The sequence below is a fragment of the Burkholderia sp. Bp8984 genome (assembly GCF_003853755.1).
Classification (GTDB): domain Bacteria; phylum Pseudomonadota; class Gammaproteobacteria; order Burkholderiales; family Burkholderiaceae; genus Burkholderia.
Genome location: NZ_QTQN01000061.1, coordinates 1 through 24,864, shown reverse-complemented (window position 1 = coordinate 24,864; position 24,864 = coordinate 1). Strand labels below are relative to the sequence as shown.

Here is a 24,864-nt window from a genome sequence, read left to right as displayed (position 1 = left end):
GCCGTACAGCGTCACGCTCGTCTGCGCGAACGCGGCCGCCGGTGCGGCGGCCACGATCAGCGATGCGAAATGTTTGAGTCGCAAAATGATGCCCCCCCTCGAAGTCTCGACCGTCCGGCACACGCCCCATGCGCGCGCCGGCGTTGCCATTTACCCGCGATCGATCGAAAAACGCCCGGGGCCCGCCGCGCAAAGCGCGAGCAGGCCGCCCGAGATCGCGATGTTCTTGTAGAAATGAATCATGTTGTCGATCTGCTCGCCGCCCGACATCGTCCAGTAGTGGTGGCCGATGAAGCCGGTGCCGATCGTATACAGCGCAAGCAGCAGTGCGAGCGGCCGCGTCTGGAAACCGACGAGGAGCGCGATGCCGGCGAACAGCTCCATCACGACGGCGATCGCCGCCGAAATGATCGGCGCCGGCGCGCCCTCGCTTCCCATGAACGCGATCGTGCCGGAGAAGTCGACGATCTTCTTCCAGCCGAACATCACGAACAGGATCACGAGCAGGATCCGGGACAACAGCAGCAGCACATCGCGCTGGGACGCGAGAAACGGTTGATTCGGTGTCATGGTGTGATCAACGAAAGCGGTACGCGAACCGCGCGCACCGGATTGCCAACGAACCAGGGCGGGCGGCCGCCAAAGCCGCCCACCCCGCTCTGCAACAACCGGCATCGGGGCCCGCCCGATGTGCTGTGCCTCCTCTTCTTGTCAGAGTTGCCCTGCCTTTACTGCATCGTACCCGGCCTCAACGCGCCTTCGCGACGTCCTGCTCGGTCACCTTCGCGGCCGGGTTGCCGAACTGGCCGGTCAGGTAGTTCGTCAGCGCGGCGATCTGCGCATCCGACAGCTCGTTGCGGAACGCGGGCATCCCGACGTCCTCGCTGCCGGCCTTGCGCTGCACGCCGTTCAGGATCACCTGCACCAGGTTCGCCGGATTCGACGCGCCCACCGTCGAGTTGTGGAACAGCGACGGGTAATAGCCGTCCGGCGTGCCCTTGCCCTGCATCTGGTGGCACGTCGCGCAGTTGCCGAGATACAGCCGCGCCGGATCGATGCCCGACGACGCCAGTGCGACGCCGCGCAGCTTCAGGCCGTCTTCCGCCGGCTTGCCCCACGACGAGCGCGACTGCTTCGCGTCGCCGTTGGCGACGGCCGGCACCGTACGGATGTACGTCGCGATCGCGCCGATGTCGGCGTCGGTCATCTTCGAGAAGCTGTGCTCGACCGCCTCGGCCATCGGACCGGCTGCCTGCGCGACACCCGGCACGCTGCCGGTACGCAGGTACTGGACGAGCTGCTGCTGCGTCCAGCCGCCGATCCCCGCGTTCGGGTCGGACGTGATGTTGTAGCCGTCCCAGCCCGCCAGCACCGAGCCCGACAGGAAGCTGCCGCCGGTTTCGTCGAGCGACTTCTCCTGCATCGCGACGCCGCGCGGCGTGTGGCACGTGCTGCAGTGCGCGAGGCCCTGCACCAGGTACGCACCGCGGTTCCACTCGGCGCTCTGTGCCGGCTTCGGCTGGTATGCGCCGTCCTTCAGGAACAGCCAGTTCCAGATCTTCAGCGGCCAGCGCATGCTCAGCAGCGCGGGGATCTCGTTCTTCGGCGGCGCCTGCTTGACCGGTTCGACGCCGTGCATGAAGTACGCGTACAACGCCTGCACGTCGTCGTCGCTGATCTTCGCGTACGACACGTACGGCATCGCCGGATACAGGTTGTCGCCGTTCTTCGACACGCCGTGGCGCACCGCGCGCTCGAAGTCGTCGAACGTCCAGTTGCCGATGCCGGTATCCGGGTCGGGCGTGATGTTGCTCGTGTAGATCTTGCCGAGCTTCGGCACCGGCATCCCGAGGCCGCCGGCGAACGGCTTGCCGCCCTTCGCGGTGTGGCAGGCCATGCAGTCGCCCGCGACCGCGAGATATTCGCCGCGCTTGACCTGCGCGGGGTCGGCCGCATCGGCCGCGCGCACGAGGCCCGGCAGCGCGAGGCAGCCGGCGAGGAGGAAGGTGAGAGTAGATTTCCGCACGGTCAGACTTCCTTCTTCAGCGTGTCCGACATCCGCAGCGCCAGCGCCGCGATCGTCAGCGTCACGTTCACCGTACCGACGGTCGGCATCGTCGAGCTGCTCGAGATGAACAGGTTCGGATGGTCGAACGTGCGGCAGTCCTTGTCGACGACCGAGTCGCGCGCATCCGCGCCCATGATCGTCGCGCCCGTGATGTGGTTGTTCGGCGCGAACTCGTCGTTGAACACGACGTCCGTACCGCCCAGCACCTTCGCCGCGGTCGCATAGACCTCGCGCGTATGCACGGCGCCGCGCTTCACGTAGTCGTCGATCGCATACGTGATTTCCGGGCGCGGAATGCCGACCGCGTCGGTGGCCGTCTTGCTCGGCACGATGCGGTTCTCGGGCTGCGGCAGGATTTCGTGGAAGCAGTCGAACTGCACGTAGCGCGCGGAGCGGTCGCGGATCTGCGCGTCGAGCTCGTCGGCCTTCATCAGCTTGCCGGCCTTGAAGATCTTCTGCGTCTCCTGGTTGATGCGCGACATGTTCGACAGATGGATCTTCTTCGCGGCTTCGGTCGCGCGGAACGGGCCGTCGCGGAAACCGATCAGCGACGTCATTTCCTGCGGGCCGCGGCCCGGCCACAGCTTCTCGCTCGCGTAGAACGACACGCCCGTGCCCGGGTGGTCCATCAGGTTGCGCCCGACCATGTCGGAACTGTTCGCGACGCCGTTCGGGAAGTCGCGGTTCGCCGACATCAGCAGGATCTTCGGCGTCTCGATGCCGTTCGCGGCCACCACGAAGTACTTGCCCTCGACGCGATGGTCGGCGCCCGTCTTGTCCTTGTAGATCGCGGCGACGATGCGCTTGTCCGGACCCGTCTCGAGCTTGTACACGACCGCGCTGTCGATCAGCTTCGCGCCGGCCTGCTCGGCCTTCTCGACGTGCACGATGCCGTTGTACATCGCGCCGATCGGGCAGATCGGCATGCAGTTGTTGTTCCCGCAACAAGTCGGCCGGCCGTCGTACGGGCGGCTGTTGCGCGCGACCGGCTCGGTCACGACGTGGAACTTCGGGTCATGGCCGTTGAGCGCGCTCTTGATCGTCTGCTCGTTGAACGACAACGGCAGCGGCGGCATCGGGTACGGCTGCTTGCGCGGCGAATACAGGTCTTCCTCGGGGCCGGGGCCCCACACGCCGAGCTCTTCCTCGGCACGCTGGTACCAATGCTCGAGATCGTCGTACTGGATCGGCCAGTCGCGGCCGACACCGTACACGGTCTTCATCTTGAAGTCGTTCGGGATGAAGCGCCACGCCGACGCGGCCCAGTGCCACGTCGTGCCGCCCACCGCGCGGATGTACTGCGAGTTGAACTTGTGCTCGCCCTTCAGGACCAGGTAGTCGTTCGGCGGGCCGTATTCCGGATGCGGCGCCCACGGGCTCGACGGGTACGGCGCCATGAAGTCGGTCTTGTCGGGCTGGTTGCGGAAGCGTTCGACGATTTCCCAGCGCGGCATGCGCGGGCCTGCCTCGAGCAGGATCACCGACTTGCCGGCCATCGCGAGCTGGTGCGCGACGATCGCGCCCGCGACACCGGACCCGACGACCACGACGTCGGCCTTTTGCGTATCGGTATCGGCCATCAGCCTTGCCTCTCGATCGGTTTTTCGGCCCAGAAGCCGGGTTTATTCGGGCAATACGAAGGAATCACGAGCGTATCGGACACGACGCTGAACATTAATGCTTCTTCGTAGGTAATTACGACGTTGTCGACGATGCCGAGATACCAGGCTTCGAGAATCGACAGCGCGGACGTTTGCTGATCGGGAGTCAACGAACCGGACGCGAGTGCGCCGGCGAGTTGCGACAGACCGTCGGCGGTCTTGAACGAGCCCTTCTGCAAGGCCTGCAGGAAGCGTTCGCCGAGCACGCGGCTCAGCCCTTTCTTGCCTGTCAGTGCTTCGGAGAGCGTCATGAACGTATCGAGCGGCGCGGTGCCGGGATTATCGGCCAGGGCCCGCAACGCCAGCGAGCCGGTGAGGCCCGCCGCCGTCAGCGCCAGTGCGCCCTGCAGCCATTGACGCCGCGTGATGCCGGATGCGGCTGCGTCGCGATCGCGACGCGAGTGGGGGGTGTTGTCGTTGTGCATGTTTCCTTCTCTCGAACACCGGATTCGGGAAAACCACGCTTGATATTTCTCAAACTTTCGCGCGGCCCTGAAATGTACGCGCTCAATTCGGATTGGACAATGCTTTTATAGTCCATTTAATGTTCCGCAATCCGAGACAATCGACATTTCGCGGCATCTTTGTGTCGTCGACGCGACAATTCCGTATCGGGATGCCGGCGTGTCGCAACCCGGCGACACGCCGCTTCCCGTCATCCGCTCGCATGCCCGTCGGTTAGAATCGCGTGCAATCAAACAGAAAGCTTCCCTCCGAGGGCATCGAGCGATGAAGCAGCACGACAAGCACAACAACACACATTCAACCCATCACACCACACGGCTGCTCTGGCGCATCGGCGCCGTCGCGGCGCTCGGCGGCGCCGCCGCAGTGTCGCTGCATGCGGGCGCGGCACGCACCGTGAGCGTGTCGCCGCAAGGCACGGTCACCGAAGTCCGGCAGAGCGTCGTCAAGTTCGACGAACCGATGGTCGCGTTCGGTTCGGCATCCGCGCCGAGTCCCGCGCGCATGACCTGCAACGATTCCACCGCCGCACGCGGCCAGGGTCACTGGCTCGACGACAAGACGTGGGTCTACGATTTCGAGAACGACCTGCCGCCGGGCGTGCGCTGCTCGGTCGCGCTCAACGACGCGCTGCGTTCGGTCGCCGGCAATGCGGTCAGCGGCCCGCGCCGCTTCACGTTTCAAACCGGCGGCCCGTTCCCGGTGACGGTGCGTCCCGGCTCGCGCGAGATCGAGGAGCGCCAGGTCTTCGTGCTGAAGCTGAATGGTCCGGCCGAGCCACGCTCCGCGCTCGCGAACATCTGGTGCGAAGCGGCCGGCATCGGCAACCGCATCCCCGTCACGGCCGCCGACGACGATGCGCGCAACGCGCTGCTCGATCACTTCGGGCTGAAGAAGGACGCCGCGCGCGTGCTGACGCTGTCGTGCGCGCAGGCGCTGCCCGCGAGCGCGAAGATGCAGCTCGTCTACGGCAAGGGCGTCGCGAGCCCGAGCGGCATCGCGAACGACACCGAGCGCCGCTTCGACTTCACCGTGCGTGCGCCGTTCGCCGCGAGCTTCTCGTGCGAGCGTGAGAACGCGAAGGCGCCCTGCACGCCGCTGCGTCCGCTGACGCTGTCGTTCAATGCACCGATCTCGCGCAAGAACGCCGAGGCGATCCGGCTGCGCGGTCCTGACGGTTCGCTTTCGCCGACCTTCGCGGCCGACGACCACAGCGACGAAGTGACGACCGTCACGTTCAACCCGCCGCTGCCCGCGCAGGCGAACCTGACGATCGAACTGCCGTCCGGCCTGCGCGACGTGACCGACCGCTCGCTCTCGAACCCCGACCTGTTCCCGCTCGCGACGCGCACCGCGCCGATGCCGCCGCTCGCGAAATTCTCGTCGGGCACGTTCGGGATCGTCGAGCGCTTCGCCGAACCCGATACGCCGGCACTCGTGCCCGTCACGCTGCGCAACGTCGAGGCCGACCTGCGCATCGCGGGCCTCAATACGAGCGGCGCGCAATTCTCGAACCTGAAGGTCGACGACGACACCGCGATCCGTCAATGGATGCGCACCGTCGAGCGCTTCGACAACTGGTCGATGACGGCCGGCACGATCGACGAACGCGTCCCGGGCCTGCTGCGGCGCAAGGGCCAGCACCCCGTCTACGTGCCGCTCGAGGCCGGCGAGAAGATGCCCGCGCCGCAGAACCGCCGCATCGACGTGCGCTCGCTGTCGCTGCTCGCCGGCGAACCGGGTGCGCACGCGCTGGCGCTGCCGAAGGCCGACCCGAAGGCGCTGCGTCCGTTCGAGGTCGTCGGCGTGCCGATCGACAAGCCCGGCTTCTACGTGCTCGAACTCGCGTCGCCCGCGCTCGGCCGCTCGCTGCTCGCGAAGCCGTCGAGCATGTACGTGCGCACCACCGTGCTCGTCACGAATCTCGGCGTGCACCTGAAACAGGGCCGCGAGAACAACCTCGTGTGGGTCACGACGCTCGACAAGGGCAAGCCCGTGCCGAACGCGCAGATCCGCGTGTCGGACTGCAATGGCGACGAAATCGCGTCGGGCAAGACCGATGCGCAAGGCCTGCTGAAGATCGACGGCCCGTTCGAGCCGAAACACGAATGCAGCCAGTCGGAACGCTTCGACGACTACTTCGTGTCGGCACGCGTCGACGATCCGAAGACGGGCCGCGACATGGCGTTCGTCAGCTCGAACTGGAACCGCGGGATCGAATCGTGGCGCTTCAACGTGCCGACCGACACCGACAGCGCGCCGACCGTGCGCGCGCATACCGTGTTCGACCGCACGCTGCTGCGGGCCGGCGAAACCGTGTCGATGAAGCACTTCCTGCGCACCGAGACGCTGCAGAGCCTCGCGTTCCCGGCGCACTACCCGACACGCGTGACGATCCGCCATCTCGGCTCCGACCAGACCTACAAGCTGCCGCTCACGTGGTCGGCCGACCATAGCGCGGACACGCAGTTCACGCTGCCGCCCGCGGCGAAGCTCGGCGAATACAGCGTGTCGCTCGAAGGCGGCCCGGACGATGCGCCGACCGCCAGCTACTACGGCGGCAGCTTCCGCGTCGAGGCGTTCCGCCTGCCGGTGCTCAAGGGGACGATCGGCGCGCGCGACGCGCAGAAGAGCCCGCTCGTCGCGGTCAAGGAAGCGCCGCTCGCGGTGCAGATCGACTACGTGTCGGGCGGCGGCGCATCGAACCTGCCCGTGCAGGTGTCGGCGCTGATGAAGTGGGCATCGCCGCCGTTCGCGGACCGCTTCGAGGACTTCAGCTTCACGCCCTATCGTCCTGAGCGCGGCGACGGCAACGCCGACGACGATGCGCAGGACGGCGACAGCGCATCGGCCGCGAACAACGATCCCGACGCGACGAAGCTGATCGCGGACAAGCTGCCGCTCACGCTCGACCGCAACGGCGCGGGTTCCGTCACGCTCAAGGGCCTGCCCGACGTCGACGCGCCGAAGCGCATCGCGCTGGAGGCGACGTTCGCGGACCCGAACGGCGAAGTGCAGACGATCCGCGGCGACACGATCCTGTGGCCGGCCGCGGTGGTGGCCGGCATCAAGGCCGGCCGCTGGGTGTCGGTCGGCCAGCGCGTGCCGGTGCAGGCGCTCGCGGTCGACCTGCAGGGCAAGCCGCGTGCATCGGTGTCGATCGAGATCAAGGGCGTCGCGCACATCACGACGTCCTCGCGCAAGCGCATGGTCGGCGGCTTCTATGCGTACGACAACAAGAGCGACACGCGCGACCTCGGCGTGCTGTGCTCGGGCAAGACCGACGACAAGGGCCGCATGGCCTGCGACGCGACGCTCGAACAGGCCGGCAACGTCCAGTTGATCGCGGTCGCGAAGGATGGCGACGGCCGCACGTCGAATGCGTCGACGTCCGTCTGGGTCACGCGCGAGGACCAACTCTGGTTCGGCGGCGACAACACCGACCGGATCGACGTGATCCCGGAGAAGACGTCCTACGAGCCGGGCGAAACGGCCCGCTTCCAGGTGCGCATGCCGTTCCGCTACGCGAGCGCGCTCGTCGCGGTCGAACGCGGCGGCGTGATGGAAACGCACGTCGTCGAGCTGAACGGCAAGAACCCGACCGTCGACCTGAAGGTCGGCGAATCGTGGGGGCCGAACGTCTACGTGTCGGTGCTCGCGTTGCGCGGCCGGATTCGCGAAGTGCCGTGGTACTCGTTCTTCACGTGGGGCTGGAAGGCGCCGGTCGAATGGGCCCGCGCGTTCTGGCGCGAAGGCCGCTACCATGAAGCGCCGACCGCGTTCGTCGACCTGTCGAAGCCCGCGTTCCGCTATGGCCTCGGCGAGATCAAGGTCGGCACCGGCGTGCATCGTCTCGGCGTGGCCGTGACGACCGACGCGACGCGCTACACGGTGCGCGGCAAGGCGCAGGCGCACGTGAAGGTCACGCTGCCGAACGGGCAGCCCGCGCCGGCCGGCACGCAGATCGCGGTCGCGGCCGTCGACGAGGCGCTGCTCGAGCTGATGCCGAACAACAGCTGGGACCTGCTCGACGCGATGCTGCAGCGACGCGCGTACGGCGTCGAGACGGCCACCGCGCAGATGGAAATCGTCGGCCGCCGCCACTTCGGCCGCAAGGCGGTGCCGGCCGGCGGCGGCGGCGGCAGCGCGCCGACGCGCGAGCTGTTCGACACGCTGCTGTTGTGGAATCCGCGCGTGACGCTCGACGCGAACGGCAGCGCGACCGTCGAAGTGCCGCTGAACGATGCGCTCACGCGCTTCCGGATCGTCGCGATCGCGGCGGTCGGCGCGGACCGCTTCGGCACCGGCAGCACGTCGATCCGCAGCACGCAGGACCTGCAGCTGATCTCCGGCCTGCCGCCGCTCGTGCGCGAAGGCGATGCGTTCCGCGCGCAGGTCACGCTGCGCAACACGACCGACCGCGCGATGCAGGTCGTCGTGACGCCGCGCGTGACGGGCTTCGAGGTCGCGCCGCAAACCGTGTCGCTCGCGGCCAATGCGGCGGCCGAGGTCGCGTGGACGATCACCGTGCCCGAGCAGGCGCTCGACGCGGCCGGCGCGCTGAACTGGCGCATCGAGGCGGCCGAGCAAGGCGGCAAGCGCGCGTCCGACGCGCTGGCCGTCGCGCAGAAGGTCGTGCCCGCGCTGCCGGTCACCGTGCAGCAGGCCACGCTCACCCAGGTCGACGGCACGCTGACGCTGCCCGTGTCCGCCCCGGCCGGCGCCGTCAACAACGCGCAGGGCGCGCCGCGCGGCGGCATCGCCGTGTCGATGCAGCCGAGGCTCGCCGACGGCCTGCCCGGCGTGCGGCGCTGGTTCGAGCGCTATCCGTACCGCTGCCTCGAACAGCAGACGTCGCGCGCGATCGGCCTGCACGACGCCGCGCAATGGCAGGCGCTGGTGGCGCGCATGCCCGTCTACCTCGACAGCGACGGACTCGCGAACTACTTCCCGCCGTCCTCCGACGATGCGCACTACGGCAGCCCGACGCTGTCGTCGTATCTGCTCGTGGTCGCCGACGAGGCCGGCCGCCTCGACCCGCGCTTCGCGCTGCCGGAAGACCTGCGCACGCAGCTCGAAGCCGGGCTCGCGCGTTTCGTCGACGGCCGCATCGAGCGCAACGCGTGGGCTCCGCGCCAGGATCGCGACCTGCGCAAGCTCGCCGCGATCGAGGCGCTGTCGCGTTACGGTGCCGCCCAGGGCCGCATGCTCGGTTCGATCGAGATCGCGCCGAACCAGTGGCCGACGTCGGCGGTAATCGACTATCACGCGATCCTCACGCGCGTGAAGGACATCCCGCAGCGCGACGCGAAACGCGCGCAGGTCGAGCAGATCCTGCGGGCGCGCCTCACGTACCAGGGTACGCAGCTCGTGTTCTCGACCGCGCGCGACGACGACCTGTGGTGGCTGATGACGAGCAACGAGACCAACGCCGCGCGGCTCGCGCTGGAATTCGCGGGCGACCCGGCGTGGAAGGACGAGATGCCGCGCGTGGCGACCGGCCTGCTCGCGCTGCAACGCCAGGGCGCATGGCAGACGACGACGTCGAACGCACTCGGCCAGCTCGCGATCGAGCGCTTCTCGCGCACCTACGAGAGCACGCCGGTGGCCGGCACGACGAAGGTCGCGCTCGGCGGCAACGAGCGCGCGATTTCGTGGTCGCAGGCACCCTCGACCGCGCCCGCCGACAGCCCCGCCTCGGCCACTCCCGCGACCCGCGCCGCCGCCGCGCGCAGCGTGCTGATGCCGTGGCCGCGTGCGGCCCAGGCACCGGCCACGCTGTCCGTCACGCAGGACGGCACGGGCCGCCCGTGGGCGACCGTCGAAAGCCTCGCGGCCGTGCCGCTGCGCGCGCCGTTCGCGGCCGGCTACCGGATCACGAAGACCGTCACGCCCGTGTCGCCCGCCGTCAAGGGCGTGCTGACGCGCGGCGACGTCGTGCGCGTGCATCTCGACATCGACGCGCAGAGCGACATGACGTGGGTCGTCGTCAACGATCCGATCCCGTCCGGTGCGACGATCCTCGGCTCGGGCCTCGGCCGCGATTCGGAAGCCGCGACGCAGGGCGAGAAATCCCCGGACGGCGCATGGCCGGCGTTCATCGAACGCGATTTCGACGGCTACCGCGCGTATTACGACTATCTGCCGAAGGGCAAGCTCTCGGTCGAGTACACGGTGCGGCTGAACAACGTCGGCACCTTCGGGCTGCCGCCGACGCGCGTCGAGGCGTTGTACGCACCGTCCGTGTACGGCCTGTGGCCGAACCCGCCGATGACCGTGAAGCCGGCCGACGCGGGCAAGTAACGGGTACGCGATGATCGATCATGGATTGCCGCGGCCGCCGCGCTTCGCCGGCCGCGTTTTCGTCGCCGTCGTGCTGGCCGCGCCGCTCGTCGCGCACGCGCTGCCCGGCTACGACGACGTGCGCCGCAACTGGCGCAGTTCCGATTGGGTGCTGCTCGCGCGTGACGGCACGCCGCTGCAGCGCACGCGCGTCGACCTCGCCGAACGGCGCGGCGACTGGGTGTCGCTCGCCGACGTGTCGCCCGCGTTCCGCGAGGCGATCGTCGTGTCCGAGGACAAGCGCTTCTACGAACACAGCGGCGTCGACTGGCGCGGGATCGCCGGTGCGGCATGGGGAAACCTGTGGAACCAGCGCACGCGCGGCGCGTCGACCGTGACCATGCAGCTCGCCGGGCTCCTCAATGACGAGCCGCGCCGCTCGGGCCAGCGCTCGCTGCCGCAGAAGGCCACGCAGGCGATGAACGCGCTGCTGCTCGAACGCGGCTGGCGCAAGGACCAGATCCTCGAGGCCTACCTGAATCTCGTGCCGTTCCGCGGCGAGACGGTCGGGCTCGCCGCGCTGTCGCAGGTGCTGTTCGGCAAGGCGCCGTCCGGCCTCGACGCACGTGAAGCCGCGATCGCGGCAGCGCTGGTGCGCGCGCCCAACGCGGCGAGCGCGAAGGTCGCCGAGCGTGCGTGCCGGATCCTGCGCGACATGCACGCGGAGCAGGCCTGCGCGTCGCTCGACGGCTACGTGCAGCTCGTGATCGCGCGCCCGGCCAATGCCGTGCGTAACGACCTGACGGCGGACGGCGCCGCCCTCGCCCCGCACTTCGCGCGCCGCATCGCGGCCGAGGTCAGGCCCGCGGCCGGCGCGCAGGTGCGCACGACGCTCGATGCGCCGCTGCAGCGCTTCGCGCGCGACACGCTCACGCGCGCGCTGACCGAGCTCAACGCGCCCGCGCACCGGCGCAACGTGCAGGACGGCGCGGTCGTCGTGATCGACAACGCGACCGGCGAGATTCGCGCGTGGGTCGGTTCGTCGGGCGCGTTGTCGAGCGCACGCGACGTCGACGCCGTGCTCGCGCCGCGCCAGGCCGGCTCGACGCTCAAGCCGTTCCTCTATGCGCAGGCGATCGACGAGAAGCGGCTGACGGCCGCGTCGCTGCTCGACGACGCGCCGATCAACCTCGCGGCCGGCGGCGGCCTCTACATTCCGCAGAACTACGACAAGGATTTCAAGGGCTGGGTGAGCGTGCGCAGCGCGCTCGGCGGCTCGCTGAACGTGCCGGCCGTGCGCACGCTCGTGCTCGTCACGCCGCATCGCTTCGCGCGCACGCTGACCGCGCTCGGCCTGCCGCTCGCGCAGGAAGGCGACTACTACGGCTTCAGCCTCGCGCTCGGCAGCGCGGACGTCACGCTGCTGTCGCTGACCAATGCGTATCGCGCGCTCGCGAACGGCGGCGTCGCGCGCAAGGTCGTCGACCTGCCTGCGCCGTCGCCCGCGGCCGGCGCATCGGCACCGGGGCGTGCGGACAACGGCACGCGCGTGTTCAGCGAAGCGGCCAGCTTCGTCGTCACCGACATCCTCGCCGACAACAACGCGCGCGTGCGCACGTTCGGCTTCGACAACCCGCTCGCGACGCGCTTCTTCTCGGCGGTGAAGACCGGCACGAGCAAGGACATGCGCGACAACTGGACGGTCGGCTTCACGTCGCGCTATACGGTCGGCGTGTGGGTCGGCAATGCGGACGGCTCGCCGATGTGGGACGTGTCGGGCGTCACGGGCGCGTCGCCGGTGTGGTCGGCCGTCGTCGGCTACCTGCACCGCGACCTGCCGAGCCGCGCGCCGCGTCCGCCGGCCGGCGTCGAAGCACGCCGCATCACGTTCGAGCGCGACGTCGAGCCGTCGCGCAACGAGTGGTTCGTCACGGGCACCGCGCTCGACACGATCCGGCTCGCGGCGCCCGTCACGCCGGGCAAGGACGGCGCGCGCGCGCCGCTGACGATCGGTGCGCCGACCGACGGCACGATCTTCGCAATCGATCCGGACATTCCGCCGAAGAATCAGCGGATCTGGTTCGAGCGGTCTTCCGGGCATGCCGCACGGTTCGCGTGGCGGCTCGACGACAAGGTAATCGGCCACGCCGACCGCATCGCGTGGATGCCGTGGCCCGGGCGGCACCGGCTCGAACTCGTCGACGCGCGCGGCAACGTGGCGGATGCGATCGGCTTCGAGGTGCGCGGCGCGTCCGCCAAACCGGCCGCGCGCAAGCCGTAACGGGCGCCGGCCATGCCGCACGCCGCAGGCCGCGGCGAACAAACGGGCCAGCAACCCCGCGATCGGAGACCTAGAATACGAACAGCGCGCCGAAGCGTCGGCGCGCGCCGGTTGCCCTGCCGCGCTCACTCTTCCGATCCGCCCGCGACCATGAACCTTCGCCATCCGCGCTTCCTCCGCCCCGCGCTGGGCACGCTGTGCGCCGCGGCCCTCGCGACGCTTGCCGGCTGCAACGGCGACGCCTGCTTCGGCGTCGACGTCTGCTTCAACAACGCCAACACGCAAACCGTCGCGCTGTCCGGCACGGCCGCCACGGGCTCCGCGCTCGCGAGCGCATCGGTGACGGTCAGCTGCGCGCAAGGCTCGGCGACGACGCTGACCGACGGCGGCGGCAACTACCGCGTGGCGGTCAACGCCGTGCTGCCGTGCGTGATCACCGTCGCGTCGAGCGGCACGAGCCTGCATTCGCTCGCCTACGCGGGCGGCACCTTCAACACGACGCCCGAGACCGAGCTGATGCTCGTCTATCTCGCCGCGCAGCTCGGCACGAACACGGCCGGGCTGATCGGCAATTTCCAGGGGAATGCGCACTTCCAGCAGGTGATGGGCAGCCCGAACACGGTGCAGGCCGCGCAATCGGCGGTCGTGACGAATCTGCAGCAGCGCTATGCGGTCACGCTGTCGGCGCCGGCCTTCCTGACGACACCGTTCGTGGTCGGCCAACCGGGCGTCGACAGCGACCTCGCCGCGCTGGCCAAGGCCGGCGCGATCGATTCGAACGGGATGCCGGATCCGGTTGCGGTTTCGCTGCTGGCGCAGGCGGGCGCGGCACACCCGCTGTGAGCGGCGGGCGTGCCGCTGCCCGCGTCGACGCGGCTTACGCGGCTTCCCCGCTCCCGCAAGCCACGCTCGCCGCCTGCTGCTGCGTGAGGTAGCGCAGCAGCTTCGTCACCATCCACACGACGATGAACGACAGCGCGACGAAGAACACCGCGAGCGGCGTCAGCACGTGAATCGATACGAAACCGGCCAGCCCCATCATCGCGGACGACACAAGCAGCAGCGCGCACCCGAGGATCGCGCTCGTCAGCCCCGCGATATGCGGAAACAGCGAATTGCCCTTCGCCATCAGCGTCGGATACATCGCGCCCGCGCAGAAGCCCATCACGAGCACCGGCGTCGCGAGCGTCCATACGCGCAGCCCGACGGTCAGCGCCAGCACCAGCATCGCGACCGCCGCGCCCGCCATCACGCGTGCGCCGATGCGCAACCGCTGCTCGGCGCTCGGCAGCCCGCGCCCGTGAATCCGGTTCGACAGCCCGCCGAGGAAATACATCAACCCGATCCCGAGCGCGAGATAGCCGAAGAAGGTCGGCGGCTTGTGCAGCGTGGTCTGCACCATGAACGGCCCGACGATGTTGAACACCAGCAGGATGCTGTAGCACAGCCCCTGCGCGAGAAAGCAGCTCTGGAACACCGGGCTCGCGAGCACCTTGCCAGCGTTCGCCATCAGCGTGCGCGGCTCGAGATGGACCGGCTTCGGCAAGGTCTCGCGATAGCGCCACAGCAGCGCCCACATCACCAGCGAATACACCAGCAGGAACACGAGGCACGCGCGCCAGCCGAACCATTCCTGCAGGTGCGCGCCGATCACCGGCGCGATGATCGGCGCGAGCCCCCACGCGATCGACATATAGGTAAACGCATGCATCAGCGCCTGGCCCGAGAACGAGTCGGTGATGATCGCCTTCGCGAGCAGGTTCGTGGTCGCGATCCCGAAGCCCTGCAGGCAGCGCGCCAGCACGAACGTCTCCAGGTTCGGCGCGCCGAGCGACAGCAGGCAGCCGATCGTGTAGATGACCAGCCCGAACGCGAGCACGCGCTTGCGCCCGTATGCATCGGCAACCGGACCGAAGATCAGCTGGCCGAGCGCATAAGCGGCCATGTAGCCGGAGACGCTCGACTGAATCGCCTGCGGCGTGGTCGCGAACGAACGCGCCATGTCGGGCAGCGCAGGCACGTAGATGTCGATCGCGAGCTGGCCGGCGGAGGCGAACAGGCAGATCAGGAACAGCAGGAAGCGCGGCGAGTTCGATTCGCGCGCGGGAGTGAGCGAGGCGTTCATGACAACCGGGAAGGATTCGGACGGCGGCAACACGCGCCGTGCTGCTCGAAGTCGAACAACGGTGCGCGGCGAAGCGCATATTGTGCCTGTTGTTGCGCAACGCGACAGGAATCCCCTGGCGTGGGCGCGGTTGAATGCGGATTGCGTCAGGTTTCGAAACGCGTTACACGCCCCGCTTGCCGATCATGGCGAGCCGGTCCGGCGGCCGGCACGGCCACGGTTTTGATCCATATTTCGTTTGTTGTTTGCGGCGCCACTCGCCTGCCTGCTCGCATCCGCGGCTCGCCGCGCCCCTCCGTACTTTCCACCGATTGACACACCTCCCGGCGTTCCCCCTATACTCCTCGCAGCGCCAATAAATTGTTGAACAATACAGCATGAAAATTGACGCCTGACCGGCCACCACAACGGATTCCAGCCGGATCTCCGAATCTGAAAATTTTCCCGAGAGCACCGCGTCATGTCGAACTATCCCGCCGCCTACCAGGTCACCAAGGGTTCCGTCCTGAACGTCGACAAAGCCTTTTATTCCACGATCGCCCAGCGCCAGGACGCGCGCGAACGGATCGCGTCGCACGTCGTGCCGATCCGCAGCGGCTTCGCGTGGACGGTGCCGGCGGGTCACGTGTTCCGGATCGTCACGCTCGAAGGCCCGCAAGTCGCCGACTTCAACATCTGGAACCTGCACAATCCGCGCGAGCGCATGTGGGCGTCGCGCACACGTCAGCTGCAAGCCGCGCACGTGACGACGTTCGACCGGCTCTGGTCGACGCTGCCGTACCTGCGGCCGATGGTCACGATCACCGACGACACGCTCGCCGGCTATGGCGTCGACGGCGACGGCGGCCGCGTGCACGACCTGCTCGGCACGCGCTGCGACCCGTACGTGAACAAGCTGTTGACCGGCGAGGATTTTCATTTCCACTGTCATTCGAACCTTGTGCGGGCGGTCGCGCCGTACGGTCTGACCGAATTCGACGTGCACGACGTGCTCAACGTGTTCCAGTGCACCGGCCTGAACGACGACGACAAGTACTTCATGAAGGCCTGTCCCGCGCAGCCGGGCGACTACCTCGAGTTCTTCGCGGAAATCGACGTGCTGTGCGCGATGTCCACGTGTCCGGGCGGCGACCTTTCGGTGCCGATGTGGGGCCCCGACGCACGCGACCCGATCGACGTGTGCCGGCCGCTCGGCGTCGAGGTATACCGGCTCGACCCGAGCCTGCTCGAAGGCTGGTCGCAGCCGAGCGTCGCGCCCTACCGTGGCCAGCACGGGATGCAGCCGCCGCAGGCCGACTGGCAGCACGACAAGACGGCGTAACGCGGTCCGTAGCCCGTAGAATGGCGAAACGCCGCCGGCCGGCCACGCCGGCGGCGCACGACCAGGAGAGGAGCGAACGAACGGAATGGCAAGCGAAAAAGCGAGAGGACAGTCGGTCGCCGACCGGATCAGCCATCAACTGCGGGAACACATCATCAGCGGCAAGCTGCCGCCCGGCACCGCGCTGATCGAGATGGACCTCGCGGCCGAATACGACACGTCGCGCAACTCGCTTCGCGAAGTCCTGCATCAGCTCGGCCGCGAAGGGCTCGTCACGTTCGTGCGCCACAAGGGTGTCGTCGTGCGCACGCTGAATCGCCAGGACGTGCGCGATCTTTACGTCGCGCGCCGCACGCTCGAACTGCATGCGCTGAACACGGCCGAACTCGCGCAGCCGGCGCTGCTCGAAAAGATGCAGGCCGCCATTCGCGCGGCCGAGCGCGAACTCGACAAGGAAAACTGGCAGGCCGTCGGCACGCACAGCCTGCGCTTTCACCAGCACATCGTCGCGCTGCAGAAGTCGGCGCTGCTCGACGAGTTCTTCCGGACCATCTCCGCGCAGTTGCGGCTCGTCTTCGCCGCGGATCCCGACGAGAAACGCGTGCAAACGCCCGACTGGATCCAGCGCGAATACCAGATCTACGACCTGCTCACGCAGAACCGCCGCAGCGAAGCCGTCACCGCACTCGCGCGCTATCTCGACGATTCCGAGCGGATGCTCGTCGAGGCAATCAAGCGCAGCCATCGCGAGGCAGCCTGACCCTGCACGCCGCGCCGCCGTTGCTTGCCTCAAGACGTGGCAAGCAACGGCAGCACGAAAAGGCACGCAACGGCCCGACCGCTCGCGCAGTCAGGCCTGCTCCGTCGGCAGCGCGTAACTGCCGTCTTCCCGATGCGTCTCGAGTCCCGTCAGCGGCGGATTGAACACGCACACGAGATGCAGGTCGCCACGCGTCGCGCGCAGGACATGCGGATCGTTCAGGTTCAGCGCGTAGATCGTTCCGGGCGTGATCCGGTGCACGTTGCCGGTCGCCGTGTCGACGACCTCCCCCTCTCCGGCCACGCAGTAGTTGGTCTCGAAGTGGTTCTTGTAGTGCAGATGCAGTTCGGCGCCTTCGTGCACGCGCGTCTCATGAACGGAATAGCCGACGCCGTCCTGCTTGACGATCATGCGCTTGCTGTCCCAGCCCAGGCCGCGCGCATGGCGCTCGGTATTGGCGATATCGGTCGATCTCACGACGATCATAAGTACCTCTGAATAGTCGAGATAAAAAATGGCAAGGCGATCCTTGCCGCCGGAAAATGCGTCATGCGGAATCGGCGGTCAGCGCGCTCTCCACCGCTGCCGCGACATCGAGCAGCCGCGCGTCCTCGCCGCGATGCCCGGTGATCAGCAAGCCGACGGGCTGACGGTTGCGCAGGTCGCCGGGCACGCTGATGCTCGGCAGGTCGAGCCGGTTCGCGAATTCGGTCAGCCGGAACGCACGCGCGTTCTGTGCGAGGTATGCGGCTTCGTCGGCCAGATCGGCCACGCGCGGCGGCAGCATCGGCACCGTCGGCGTCAGCACCGCATCCGCGTCGCCGAGTTCGGCGTGGTACGCGGCGGCCAGTGCAGCCATGCGCCGCAGCGCCGCGGCGTAGTCGTGCGCCCGCACCTGCTCGCCTGCAGCGATGCGCGGGCCGACCAGCTGATCGTAGCGGTCCGCCGCCGCGGCCAGCCGCGCACGATGAAGCATGAACGCCTCTGCCGCGATGATGCCGCCCGCGCGGGCGACCGCGCCGGCCTCGGCCACGCAATCGAGCCGCTTGCGCCGGATCCGTGCGCCGTGCGCGGACAGTCGGGACAGCCACGCGTCGAATGCGCGTCCGACGACCGGGTCGACGTCATCCGCGACGAACGCCTCGGGCACGATGAACTGCAGGTCGCGGATCGCCGCCGGTCGCCGCCGCCGCGCTTCGCGGCCGTGCAGCGCAACGTCCGCCTGCCGGCACAGCCCGACCGTCGCGGCCAGCAGGCCCGGCACGTCGAAGCTCGTCGACAGAAACCGCATGCCGTCGCTCGCATAGCGCCCGCGCGACGGCTTGAATCCCGTCACGCCGCAGAATGCGGCCGGAATGCGTGCCGACCCGCTCGTATCGGAACCCAGCGACAGGTCGGCCGCACCGAGCGCCACCGACACCGCCGCGCCCGAACTCGATCCGCCGGCCACCCGCTCGCGCCGCGCATCGAGCGGCGTCGTCGGCGTCCCGTACGCACGGTTCACGCCGAGCGCGCCGTACGCGAACTCGGTCATCGCCGTCTGCGCGACCAGCACCGCGCCGGCCCGACGCAGTGCCGACACCGGCGCCGCGTCGATTCGCGCCGGCGGCTCGTCGGCCAGCACGCGCGAACCGGCATGCGTGACCCAGCCGGTGCAATCGAAGCAGGCCTTCACCGTCAGCACGGCGCCAGCCAGCGGCGCATCGATCGCGCCGGCGCGCCGCGCCGCATCCCAGGCGCGTGCATCGGCGACCGCCGCGTCGTCGCGCCGCGCGAGCCACGCGGCTTCGATGTCGCCGGGATGCGCGTCGGCATGCGCAAGACACGCACGCACCCGTTCCGCACACGCGTGCTCGTTCACGTTGCCCAGCCGGAAATCCGTCGGATCCATTCCCGCTCCCATCCGGTCATTCGTCATGCGAAGTGAACGTGCTTCAGAAAATCCTTCACGCGCGCGTCCGCGCTCCCGCGAATCCGGTCCGGCGGCACGTCGTACAGGATGCGGCCGTTCTCCATGAACACGATCCGGTCGGACACCTTGAACGCGAAATTCATCTCGTGGGTCACGATGATCATCGTCATCCCTTCTTTCGCCAGCGTCTCGACGACCTTCAGCACTTCGCCGACGAGCTCCGGATCGAGGGCCGACGTCGGCTCGTCGAACAGCATGATCGACGGCCGCGTCGCGAGTGCGCGCGCAATGGCGACGCGCTGCTGCTGGCCGCCCGACAGCTGATGCGGATACTTGTTCGCATGTTCGAGCATCCCGACCTTCGACAACAGCGACAGCGCCTGCAGCCGGATCGCCGCCGCATCGGCCTGCCGGTGATAGCACGGCGCCATCATCACGTTCTGCAGCGCGGTCCGATGCGGGAACAGGTTGAAGCTCTGGAACACCATGCCGATGTCGAGGATGCGCTCGTGCGACACGCGCGGCGGATGCGGACCCGACGCGCGGATGAACGGCTCTCCGTACAGGTCGATCTCGCCCGCGTTCACCGGCGCGAGGCCGTTGACGGTACGAATCAGCGACGTCTTGCCGGAGCCGGACGGACCGATGATCGACACGACCTGCCCGGGCACGACGTCGAGATGAATGTCCTTCAGCACTTCATGGCGGCCGTAGCGCTGCTGCACGCCTTTCAGGCGCAGCGCGAATTCGGCGTTCGCCCGCGGTCTCGGCGCGACGGCCGGCGCCGACGGCGGCAGCGCAAGATCGACTTGGCCGGCCTGGGCCGGCGTACGGCGGCTGACGTCGAGGTACCGCTCGAGATAACCGAGCAGCCGGCTGAACACGGTCACGATCAGCACGTAGTAGAACGCCACGGCCAGCATCGTTTCGAACACCAGGAAATTCTGCGTGTACAGCCGCTGGCCGACGAGCAGGATCTCGGCCAGCGAAATCACCGACACCAGCGACGTGAGCTTCACGATCGTGATGAACTCGTTCGCCAGCGCCGGCAGCGCAATGCGGATCGCCTGCGGCATCACGATCATCCGCTGGATGCCGGTGAAGCGGATACCCAGCGCGCGGCCCGCCTCGAGCTGCCCGCGCGGCACCGACAGGATCCCGCCGCGATGGATTTCCGCGAAATAGGCGGTCTCGCTCAGCACCATCGCAATCAGGCCGGCCATGAACGGATCGGACAGCACCGCGCTCGTCGCCGGAAAGACCTGCGGCAGGTTGTAGATGAAGACCAGCAGCACGAGCAGCGGCAGGCTGCGGAAGAACCAGATGTAGAGCGCCGCCGCCCGCTTCAGCAACGGCTGGTGCGACTGTCTCGCGAGCGCCACCGGAAAGCCGAGCAACACGCCGAGCAGCCAGGCGGCGACGCTGAGTTCGACGACCACGACGCAGGCGCGCCAGAAATCCTGGTCCCGCAAGAGCTGAAACGCATAGTGCCAATCGAACTGCATCGAAGACTCCTCAACCGCGGATGGTGATGCGGCCGCGCGGCGCGCGGTGGTCAGGTCGTGCTGGCCGCGCGCTTACTTCGGCGCGCCGAGCGCGTTGGCGACGTCGGCGGGTGTCGGCTCCTGCAACCCGTACTTCTTCACCAGGCTGCCGTATTCGCCGCTGCGCCGCGCATCGTTCAACGCGCCCTCGAGCGCACCCTGCAATCCGCTATCGCCCTTCGTCACGCCCAGGCCGATCACGATCGGATACAGCAGCGTGGTCGAACTGATGTCGACGCGCCCGTTCGTCTGCTTCGGAATCTCCTGCGCGACGGCCGCGTCCTCGATCTGGACATCGACCGCCTTCGACAGCAGCGCGGACGTCGCTTCCGGCGACGTCGGGAACTCGAGGATCGCGATCTCGGCGCGCCCGGCCGCCTTGCATGTGTCCTGCGACACCGCACGCAGCTTCGGCGTCCACGACGCGCCCTTGATCGAGCCGACCCGCTTGCCGCACAGGTCCTGCGGCGTCTTCGGCAGGAACGCGCCGCCCTTCGCGACGAGCAGCGACGCGCCCGTCTTCAGGTACGGCACGAAATCGACCTGCTTCACGCGATCGGGCGTCACGTACAGCGCGGATGCGACGACGTCGAAGCGGCGCGCCTTCATCCCGAGAATCAGGTCCGGGAAGCGCGTATCGAGAAATACCGGCTCCAGTTTCAGGTGACGTGCCAGCAGCCGCGAAAACTCGGCATCGAAACCCGCAGGCTTGCCGGCGTCCAGGTACGCGTATGGCGGATACGTGAGGTCGGAGCCCACCAGCAGCGTGCCGGGCCGCACCGTCTGCAGCGGCGCCGCCGACGCGAACGAGCATGCGAAGGCCAGCGGCACGAGCGCGCCGCGGAGGAAATGTCGAACCGGGAAACGAGCAGACATGGCGAAGCTCCTGGGTTGTTCGGCTCTCGCGCTGAAACGTCGCAACGCCTCCCAGGCGCCGCCACACGCGGCTTCCCGGGATTTTTCGCCGAAAATTGTTGAACAATTTCGGCCGATTCTGACCAGTTCAAATTGAAATCTGTATTCGGGTTTACGCGGCAAACAGCGTCGCCGGACGTGCGTCGGGCGCGCATCCGCCAACCCCGCTTCGGTGCGGGGCACGTGTTCAGGCAAACGGAGAAAAGACCGGGCGGGACGACGCGCGGACGGCGGGCCGTCGAGGTGCGGCGCCATAAACGCGACGCACGCGATGGAGGATCAGGACACGGGGTTCAGCATCGGGCGCGACGGGCCCGGCTCGCGCTTGCGGCTGCGGGGATGCGCGCCGCGACGCCGACCCGAAGGCCGGGGGATTCGATCGTGCAGGCCGAGCACGCAACGTGTCGGCCCGCACGCCACTGCGACGTTTCGATCAGTACTGTGCCTGATCCGTCGGATTCCTGAACAGCTGCTTCATCTCCGGCGACAGCGGATAGTTGAGGCTCACACCCTTCGGCGGAATCGGCTGCATGAACCACTGGTCGTACAGCTTCTCGGCCGCGCCCGAGGTCTGCAGCTTCGCGATCACGCCGTCGACCACGTGCTTGAACGCCGGATCGTCCTTGCGCATCATGCACGCGTAGTTCTCGTGGACGAGCGGCGTGCCCGCCACCGTGTACGCGCCCGGATTGCGGTCCTTCGCGATCTCGCCGTACAGCAGCGGCTCGTCCATCACGAACGCGACCGCGCGCCCGGTCGTGACGTTCATGAACGCTTCGGCATGGTCCTTCGCGCTGATGATCGTCATGTTCATCCCTTTCTCTTCGTTGAGCTTGCGCAGCAGCCGCTCGTCGGAGGTGCCGGCCGTCGTCGCGACCGTCTTGCCGGCCAGGTCCGGGAAGTCCTTCACGCCCGAATCCTTGCGCGTGCTGAAACGGATCCCGTACAGAAAGATGCTGTTCGAGAACGCAGCCTGCTTCTGGCGCTCCAGCGTGTTCGTCGTCGAGCCGCACTCGAAGTCGATCGTGCCGTTCTGCAGCAGCGGAATCCGGTTCTGCGACGTGATCGGGATTTCCTTCACCGTCAGGTTCGGCGTCTTCAACTCCGCCTTGAGCGCATCGATGATGCGCGCCGCGATGTCGCGCGAGTAACCGATGTTCTTCTGCTGGTTGTCCGAATACGAGAACGGCACCGACGATTCGCGGATGCCGAGCGACACGACGCCCGTGTCCTTGATCTTCTTCAGCGTGCCGGTGAGTGCCTGCGCGTGCGCGGCGCCCGCCAGCGCGCAGGACAACGCGACAGCCAGCCAACGGAAGCGGTGATCCATGCTTTTCTCCTGACGAAACCTTGATCGAATCGCGATCCTACGCCCGAAAAATTCGCACCGCATCGGGGAAAGCGTCAAGCGCCCTCCGTCACGGCCACACCGCGCGCAATCATTTCCGTGCCGCGCAAAAGCGCCCGCGCCGCATGTTTCGCCGGGTCGACCGCCTGCAATCTTGCACCTCATGAACAGATCACCCGTTCCAAACGCGCGTTCATGCTGCAACCCAGCAACGCAATCGTTTGCGTGTCGCATCTTTTTCACACAAAACATATTCAAGAAGCCGCCTCATCAGCCGTTACCCAATGCATGGCGTGTCGCAGGAACCCCGCGCGCGCCCGACAAAAATCAAGGTCCGGCTTAGGCCAGACCAGGCACCACCGCCGGCACGACGGTTATCTCCGAGGATCGACTTTCAACATGAAAGCCAAACGTTTCAATTTCGCGCTGGCCCGTTCGGCCCATGCGCGCATGCTCGCCGGCATGCTGTCCGCCGCCGCCCTGCTCCCGATCGCCGGCTGCGGCGGAGGCGGCGGCGACGGCAGCAACCCGTCGCCGACCAACACGGCACCGGCCCCGACCCCGGCCCCCGCGCCCGCTCCGACGACCCCGCCCACCAATTCCGGCAGCAACGCGTGTACGTCGCAGCAGGCCGCCACGCAAATGGCCGCCCAGACCACGCCCGACGAGCCGCCGGTCGATCACCTGATCGTCAGGCTGAAGACGCTGACGGCCACGAACGCAAGAGCGGCCATCGACGACGGCACGCGGCTCGACGCGGTGATCCAGCGTTCGATGACACGCTGGACGGCGCCGACGGCAACCGGCGCCGCGCGTGCGTATGCAGCCGCGGCGACGCCGCTGAACGTGCAGGTCGAGCGGACGGCCTCGAACGGCGCGGCCGTGCTGTCGCTTGGCCAGCGCGTCGCGGCCGCCGACGCGGCGGCGCTCGCGGAGGCCTTCGGCGCCGACGCCGACGTCGACTACGCTGAACCGGATCATCCGATGAAGGTCCGCGACACGCCGAGCGACCCGAGCTACGGCCAGCAGTGGTATCTGTCCGACCCGACCGCCGGCGCCGATCTGCCGCCTGCGTGGAACCAGACCAAAGGCTCGCCGACCGTCGTGACGGCCGTGCTCGACACCGGCTATCGGCCGCACCCCGACCTCGTCGGCAACCTGCTGCCCGGCTACAGCTTCATCACCAGCGTCAACACCAGCAACAACGGCCTGTCGCGCGGCCCCGACGCGAGCGACCCGGGCGACTGGGTCACGCAGCAGGAACTCGACAACGCGAGCGGCCCGTACTACCACTGCGAAAGCGAACCGAACACCAGCAGCTGGCACGGCACGCGCGTGATGGGCGTGATCGGCGCGACCGCCAACAACGGCATCGGCATCGCCGGCGTATCGTGGCTCGGCAAGATCCTGCCGGTTCGCGTGCTCGGCAAATGCGGCGGCGTGACGAGCGACATTGCCGACGCAATGCGCTGGGCGGCCGGCATTCCCGTCACCGGGGTGCCGAACAACCCGACGCCGGCGAAAATCATCAACCTCAGCCTCGGCGGCGTCGGCGCCTGCAGCAAGACGTTCCAGCAGGCGATCGACGACGTGAACGCGAAGGGCGTAACCGTCGTCGTCGCCGCCGGCAACGACGGTCTGTCGACCGGGCTCGACCAGCCCGCGAACTGCAGCGGCGTGATCAGCGTCGGCGCCAACGATGCAGCCGGCCGCCGCGCCTCGTTCAGCAACTTCGGCACCAACATCACGCTCAGCGCACCGGGCGTCAACATCCTGTCGACGGCCAACAGCGGCACGACGACTCCGGATGGCGACACCTACGGCCTGGCGAGCGGCACGAGCCTCGCGACGCCGCAGGTGACGGGCGTCGCCGCGCTGATGCTCGCGGTGAACGGCAACCTCACGCCCACGCAGATCCAGCAGAAGCTGAAAAGCGGTACGCACACGGCGAAGCTGGCGGCCAGTACGCCATGCACCGCGTTGCCGGCAGGCTCGGGCATTCTCGATGCAGGAACCGCGGTCGCGTCAGCCACGCAGTAAGCGGCCCGTTCTCGACGCATGCAGCCGCGGGGGGGGGGGGGGGGGGGGGGGTGGGAGGTGGGGGTGGGGGGGGGGGGGGGGGGGGGGGGGGGGGGGGGGGGGGGGGGGGGGGGGTGGGGGGGGGGGGGGGGGGGGGGGGGGG

The 24,864-nt window shown here is 68.2% G+C and carries 17 protein-coding genes; 7 read left to right on the top strand and 10 right to left on the bottom strand.

The window, feature by feature from the left end; all coding sequences use genetic code 11:
- Window positions 1-150 precede the first annotated feature (150 nt).
- From DID98_RS34475 to DID98_RS34460, 4 genes are all read right to left on the bottom strand, one after another.
- On the bottom strand, window positions 151-570 hold the full coding sequence (locus DID98_RS34475; RefSeq protein ID WP_124572176.1) for a DoxX family protein: 420 nt from the start codon (window positions 568-570) through the stop codon (window positions 151-153).
- A gap of 178 nt (window positions 571-748) precedes the next feature.
- Window positions 749-2,026, bottom strand: a complete 1,278-nt coding sequence (locus DID98_RS34470) for a cytochrome c (protein WP_124484600.1) — start codon at window positions 2,024-2,026, stop codon at window positions 749-751.
- Between the two features lie 2 nt (window positions 2,027-2,028).
- Complete coding sequence (locus DID98_RS34465; RefSeq protein WP_124484599.1) at window positions 2,029-3,648, bottom strand: GMC family oxidoreductase; 1,620 nt, start codon at window positions 3,646-3,648, stop codon at window positions 2,029-2,031.
- A complete protein-coding gene (locus tag DID98_RS34460) occupies window positions 3,648-4,154 on the bottom strand; it encodes a sugar dehydrogenase complex small subunit (protein ID WP_044843286.1) in 507 nt (168 codons plus the stop codon). The genes DID98_RS34465 and DID98_RS34460 overlap by 1 nt, the downstream gene beginning before the upstream one ends.
- A gap of 304 nt (window positions 4,155-4,458) precedes the next feature.
- Between DID98_RS34460 and DID98_RS34450 the strand changes: the two genes are divergently transcribed.
- From DID98_RS34450 to DID98_RS34440, 3 genes are all read left to right on the top strand, one after another.
- Complete coding sequence (locus DID98_RS34450; RefSeq protein WP_124572175.1) at window positions 4,459-10,497, top strand: alpha-2-macroglobulin; 6,039 nt, start codon at window positions 4,459-4,461, stop codon at window positions 10,495-10,497.
- Between the two features lie 10 nt (window positions 10,498-10,507).
- Window positions 10,508-12,757 (top strand): penicillin-binding protein 1C, encoded by a 2,250-nt coding sequence (gene pbpC, locus DID98_RS34445; RefSeq protein ID WP_124572174.1) that lies wholly within the window; start codon window positions 10,508-10,510, stop codon window positions 12,755-12,757.
- A 150-nt stretch (window positions 12,758-12,907) separates the two neighbouring features.
- Entirely contained in the window at window positions 12,908-13,600 is a 693-nt protein-coding gene (locus DID98_RS34440) for a hypothetical protein (RefSeq protein WP_124523966.1), read from the top strand.
- Window positions 13,601-13,634: 34 nt separating this feature from the next.
- Here DID98_RS34440 and DID98_RS34435 read toward each other — a convergent pair whose 3' ends face one another.
- Complete coding sequence (locus tag DID98_RS34435) at window positions 13,635-14,882, bottom strand: multidrug effflux MFS transporter (RefSeq protein WP_124484594.1); 1,248 nt, start codon at window positions 14,880-14,882, stop codon at window positions 13,635-13,637.
- A 460-nt stretch (window positions 14,883-15,342) separates the two neighbouring features.
- On the opposite strand from DID98_RS34435, the gene DID98_RS34430 reads away from it, so the two are divergent.
- Together DID98_RS34430 and DID98_RS34425 are read left to right on the top strand one after the other, a co-directional pair.
- Window positions 15,343-16,203, top strand: a complete 861-nt coding sequence (locus tag DID98_RS34430; RefSeq protein WP_124572173.1) for a DUF1989 domain-containing protein — start codon at window positions 15,343-15,345, stop codon at window positions 16,201-16,203.
- 85 nt (window positions 16,204-16,288) lie between these two features.
- Window positions 16,289-16,963 carry a GntR family transcriptional regulator gene (locus DID98_RS34425; protein ID WP_044843280.1) on the top strand — a complete coding sequence of 225 codons (675 nt, stop codon included), beginning with the start codon at window positions 16,289-16,291 and terminating at the stop codon, window positions 16,961-16,963.
- A 90-nt stretch (window positions 16,964-17,053) separates the two neighbouring features.
- Here the strand turns inward: DID98_RS34425 and DID98_RS34420 are convergent, their stop codons facing one another.
- The 4 genes from DID98_RS34420 to DID98_RS34405 all read right to left on the bottom strand — a co-directional run bounded on the left by DID98_RS34420 (window position 17,054) and on the right by DID98_RS34405 (window position 21,295).
- Window positions 17,054-17,449: an ectoine synthase gene (locus tag DID98_RS34420; protein ID WP_124572172.1), complete on the bottom strand. Its 396-nt coding sequence runs from the start codon at window positions 17,447-17,449 to the stop codon at window positions 17,054-17,056.
- Window positions 17,450-17,510: 61 nt separating this feature from the next.
- Complete coding sequence (locus DID98_RS34415) at window positions 17,511-18,854, bottom strand: amidase family protein (protein WP_124572171.1); 1,344 nt, start codon at window positions 18,852-18,854, stop codon at window positions 17,511-17,513.
- Window positions 18,855-18,877: 23 nt separating this feature from the next.
- Window positions 18,878-20,380, bottom strand: coding sequence for an amino acid ABC transporter permease/ATP-binding protein (locus tag DID98_RS34410; protein ID WP_124572170.1), 1,503 nt, complete (start codon window positions 20,378-20,380; stop codon window positions 18,878-18,880).
- Window positions 20,381-20,452: 72 nt separating this feature from the next.
- Window positions 20,453-21,295, bottom strand: a complete 843-nt coding sequence (locus tag DID98_RS34405) for an ABC transporter substrate-binding protein (protein WP_124572169.1) — start codon at window positions 21,293-21,295, stop codon at window positions 20,453-20,455.
- Between DID98_RS34405 and DID98_RS36020 the strand changes: the two genes are divergently transcribed.
- Window positions 21,294-21,431: a hypothetical protein gene (locus DID98_RS36020; protein WP_185640927.1), complete on the top strand. Its 138-nt coding sequence runs from the start codon at window positions 21,294-21,296 to the stop codon at window positions 21,429-21,431. The two genes, DID98_RS34405 and DID98_RS36020, sit on opposite strands and share 2 nt — an antisense overlap.
- Window positions 21,432-21,767: 336 nt before the next feature.
- Here the strand turns inward: DID98_RS36020 and DID98_RS34400 are convergent, their stop codons facing one another.
- Window positions 21,768-22,664 (bottom strand): glutamate/aspartate ABC transporter substrate-binding protein, encoded by an 897-nt coding sequence (locus DID98_RS34400; RefSeq protein ID WP_124523952.1) that lies wholly within the window; start codon window positions 22,662-22,664, stop codon window positions 21,768-21,770.
- A gap of 417 nt (window positions 22,665-23,081) precedes the next feature.
- Between DID98_RS34400 and DID98_RS34395 the strand changes: the two genes are divergently transcribed.
- Window positions 23,082-24,722, top strand: a complete 1,641-nt coding sequence (locus tag DID98_RS34395; protein ID WP_124572168.1) for a S8 family peptidase — start codon at window positions 23,082-23,084, stop codon at window positions 24,720-24,722.
- Window positions 24,723-24,864: the final 142 nt, after the last annotated feature.

What these genes read in the sequence shown, in the direction of transcription:
- DID98_RS34450 (WP_124572175.1), top strand. Translation starts at nt 4,459, where the DNA reads ATGAAGCAGCACGACAAGCACAACAACACACATTCAACCCATCACACC.
- DID98_RS34405 (WP_124572169.1), bottom strand. Translation starts at nt 21,295, where the DNA reads ATGTCTGCTCGTTTCCCGGTTCGACATTTCCTCCGCGGCGCGCTCGTG.
- DID98_RS34420 (WP_124572172.1), bottom strand. Translation starts at nt 17,449, where the DNA reads ATGATCGTCGTGAGATCGACCGATATCGCCAATACCGAGCGCCATGCG.
- DID98_RS34460 (WP_044843286.1), bottom strand. Translation starts at nt 4,154, where the DNA reads ATGCACAACGACAACACCCCCCACTCGCGTCGCGATCGCGACGCAGCC.
- DID98_RS34415 (WP_124572171.1), bottom strand. Translation starts at nt 18,854, where the DNA reads ATGGATCCGACGGATTTCCGGCTGGGCAACGTGAACGAGCACGCGTGT.
- DID98_RS34475 (WP_124572176.1), bottom strand. Translation starts at nt 570, where the DNA reads ATGACACCGAATCAACCGTTTCTCGCGTCCCAGCGCGATGTGCTGCTG.
- DID98_RS34425 (WP_044843280.1), top strand. Translation starts at nt 16,289, where the DNA reads ATGGCAAGCGAAAAAGCGAGAGGACAGTCGGTCGCCGACCGGATCAGC.
- DID98_RS36020 (WP_185640927.1), top strand. Translation starts at nt 21,294, where the DNA reads ATGGCGAAGCTCCTGGGTTGTTCGGCTCTCGCGCTGAAACGTCGCAAC.
- DID98_RS34440 (WP_124523966.1), top strand. Translation starts at nt 12,908, where the DNA reads ATGAACCTTCGCCATCCGCGCTTCCTCCGCCCCGCGCTGGGCACGCTG.
- DID98_RS34435 (WP_124484594.1), bottom strand. Translation starts at nt 14,882, where the DNA reads ATGAACGCCTCGCTCACTCCCGCGCGCGAATCGAACTCGCCGCGCTTC.
- pbpC (WP_124572174.1), top strand. Translation starts at nt 10,508, where the DNA reads ATGATCGATCATGGATTGCCGCGGCCGCCGCGCTTCGCCGGCCGCGTT.
- DID98_RS34430 (WP_124572173.1), top strand. Translation starts at nt 15,343, where the DNA reads ATGTCGAACTATCCCGCCGCCTACCAGGTCACCAAGGGTTCCGTCCTG.
- DID98_RS34465 (WP_124484599.1), bottom strand. Translation starts at nt 3,648, where the DNA reads ATGGCCGATACCGATACGCAAAAGGCCGACGTCGTGGTCGTCGGGTCC.
- DID98_RS34410 (WP_124572170.1), bottom strand. Translation starts at nt 20,380, where the DNA reads ATGCAGTTCGATTGGCACTATGCGTTTCAGCTCTTGCGGGACCAGGAT.
- DID98_RS34395 (WP_124572168.1), top strand. Translation starts at nt 23,082, where the DNA reads ATGAAAGCCAAACGTTTCAATTTCGCGCTGGCCCGTTCGGCCCATGCG.
- DID98_RS34400 (WP_124523952.1), bottom strand. Translation starts at nt 22,664, where the DNA reads ATGGATCACCGCTTCCGTTGGCTGGCTGTCGCGTTGTCCTGCGCGCTG.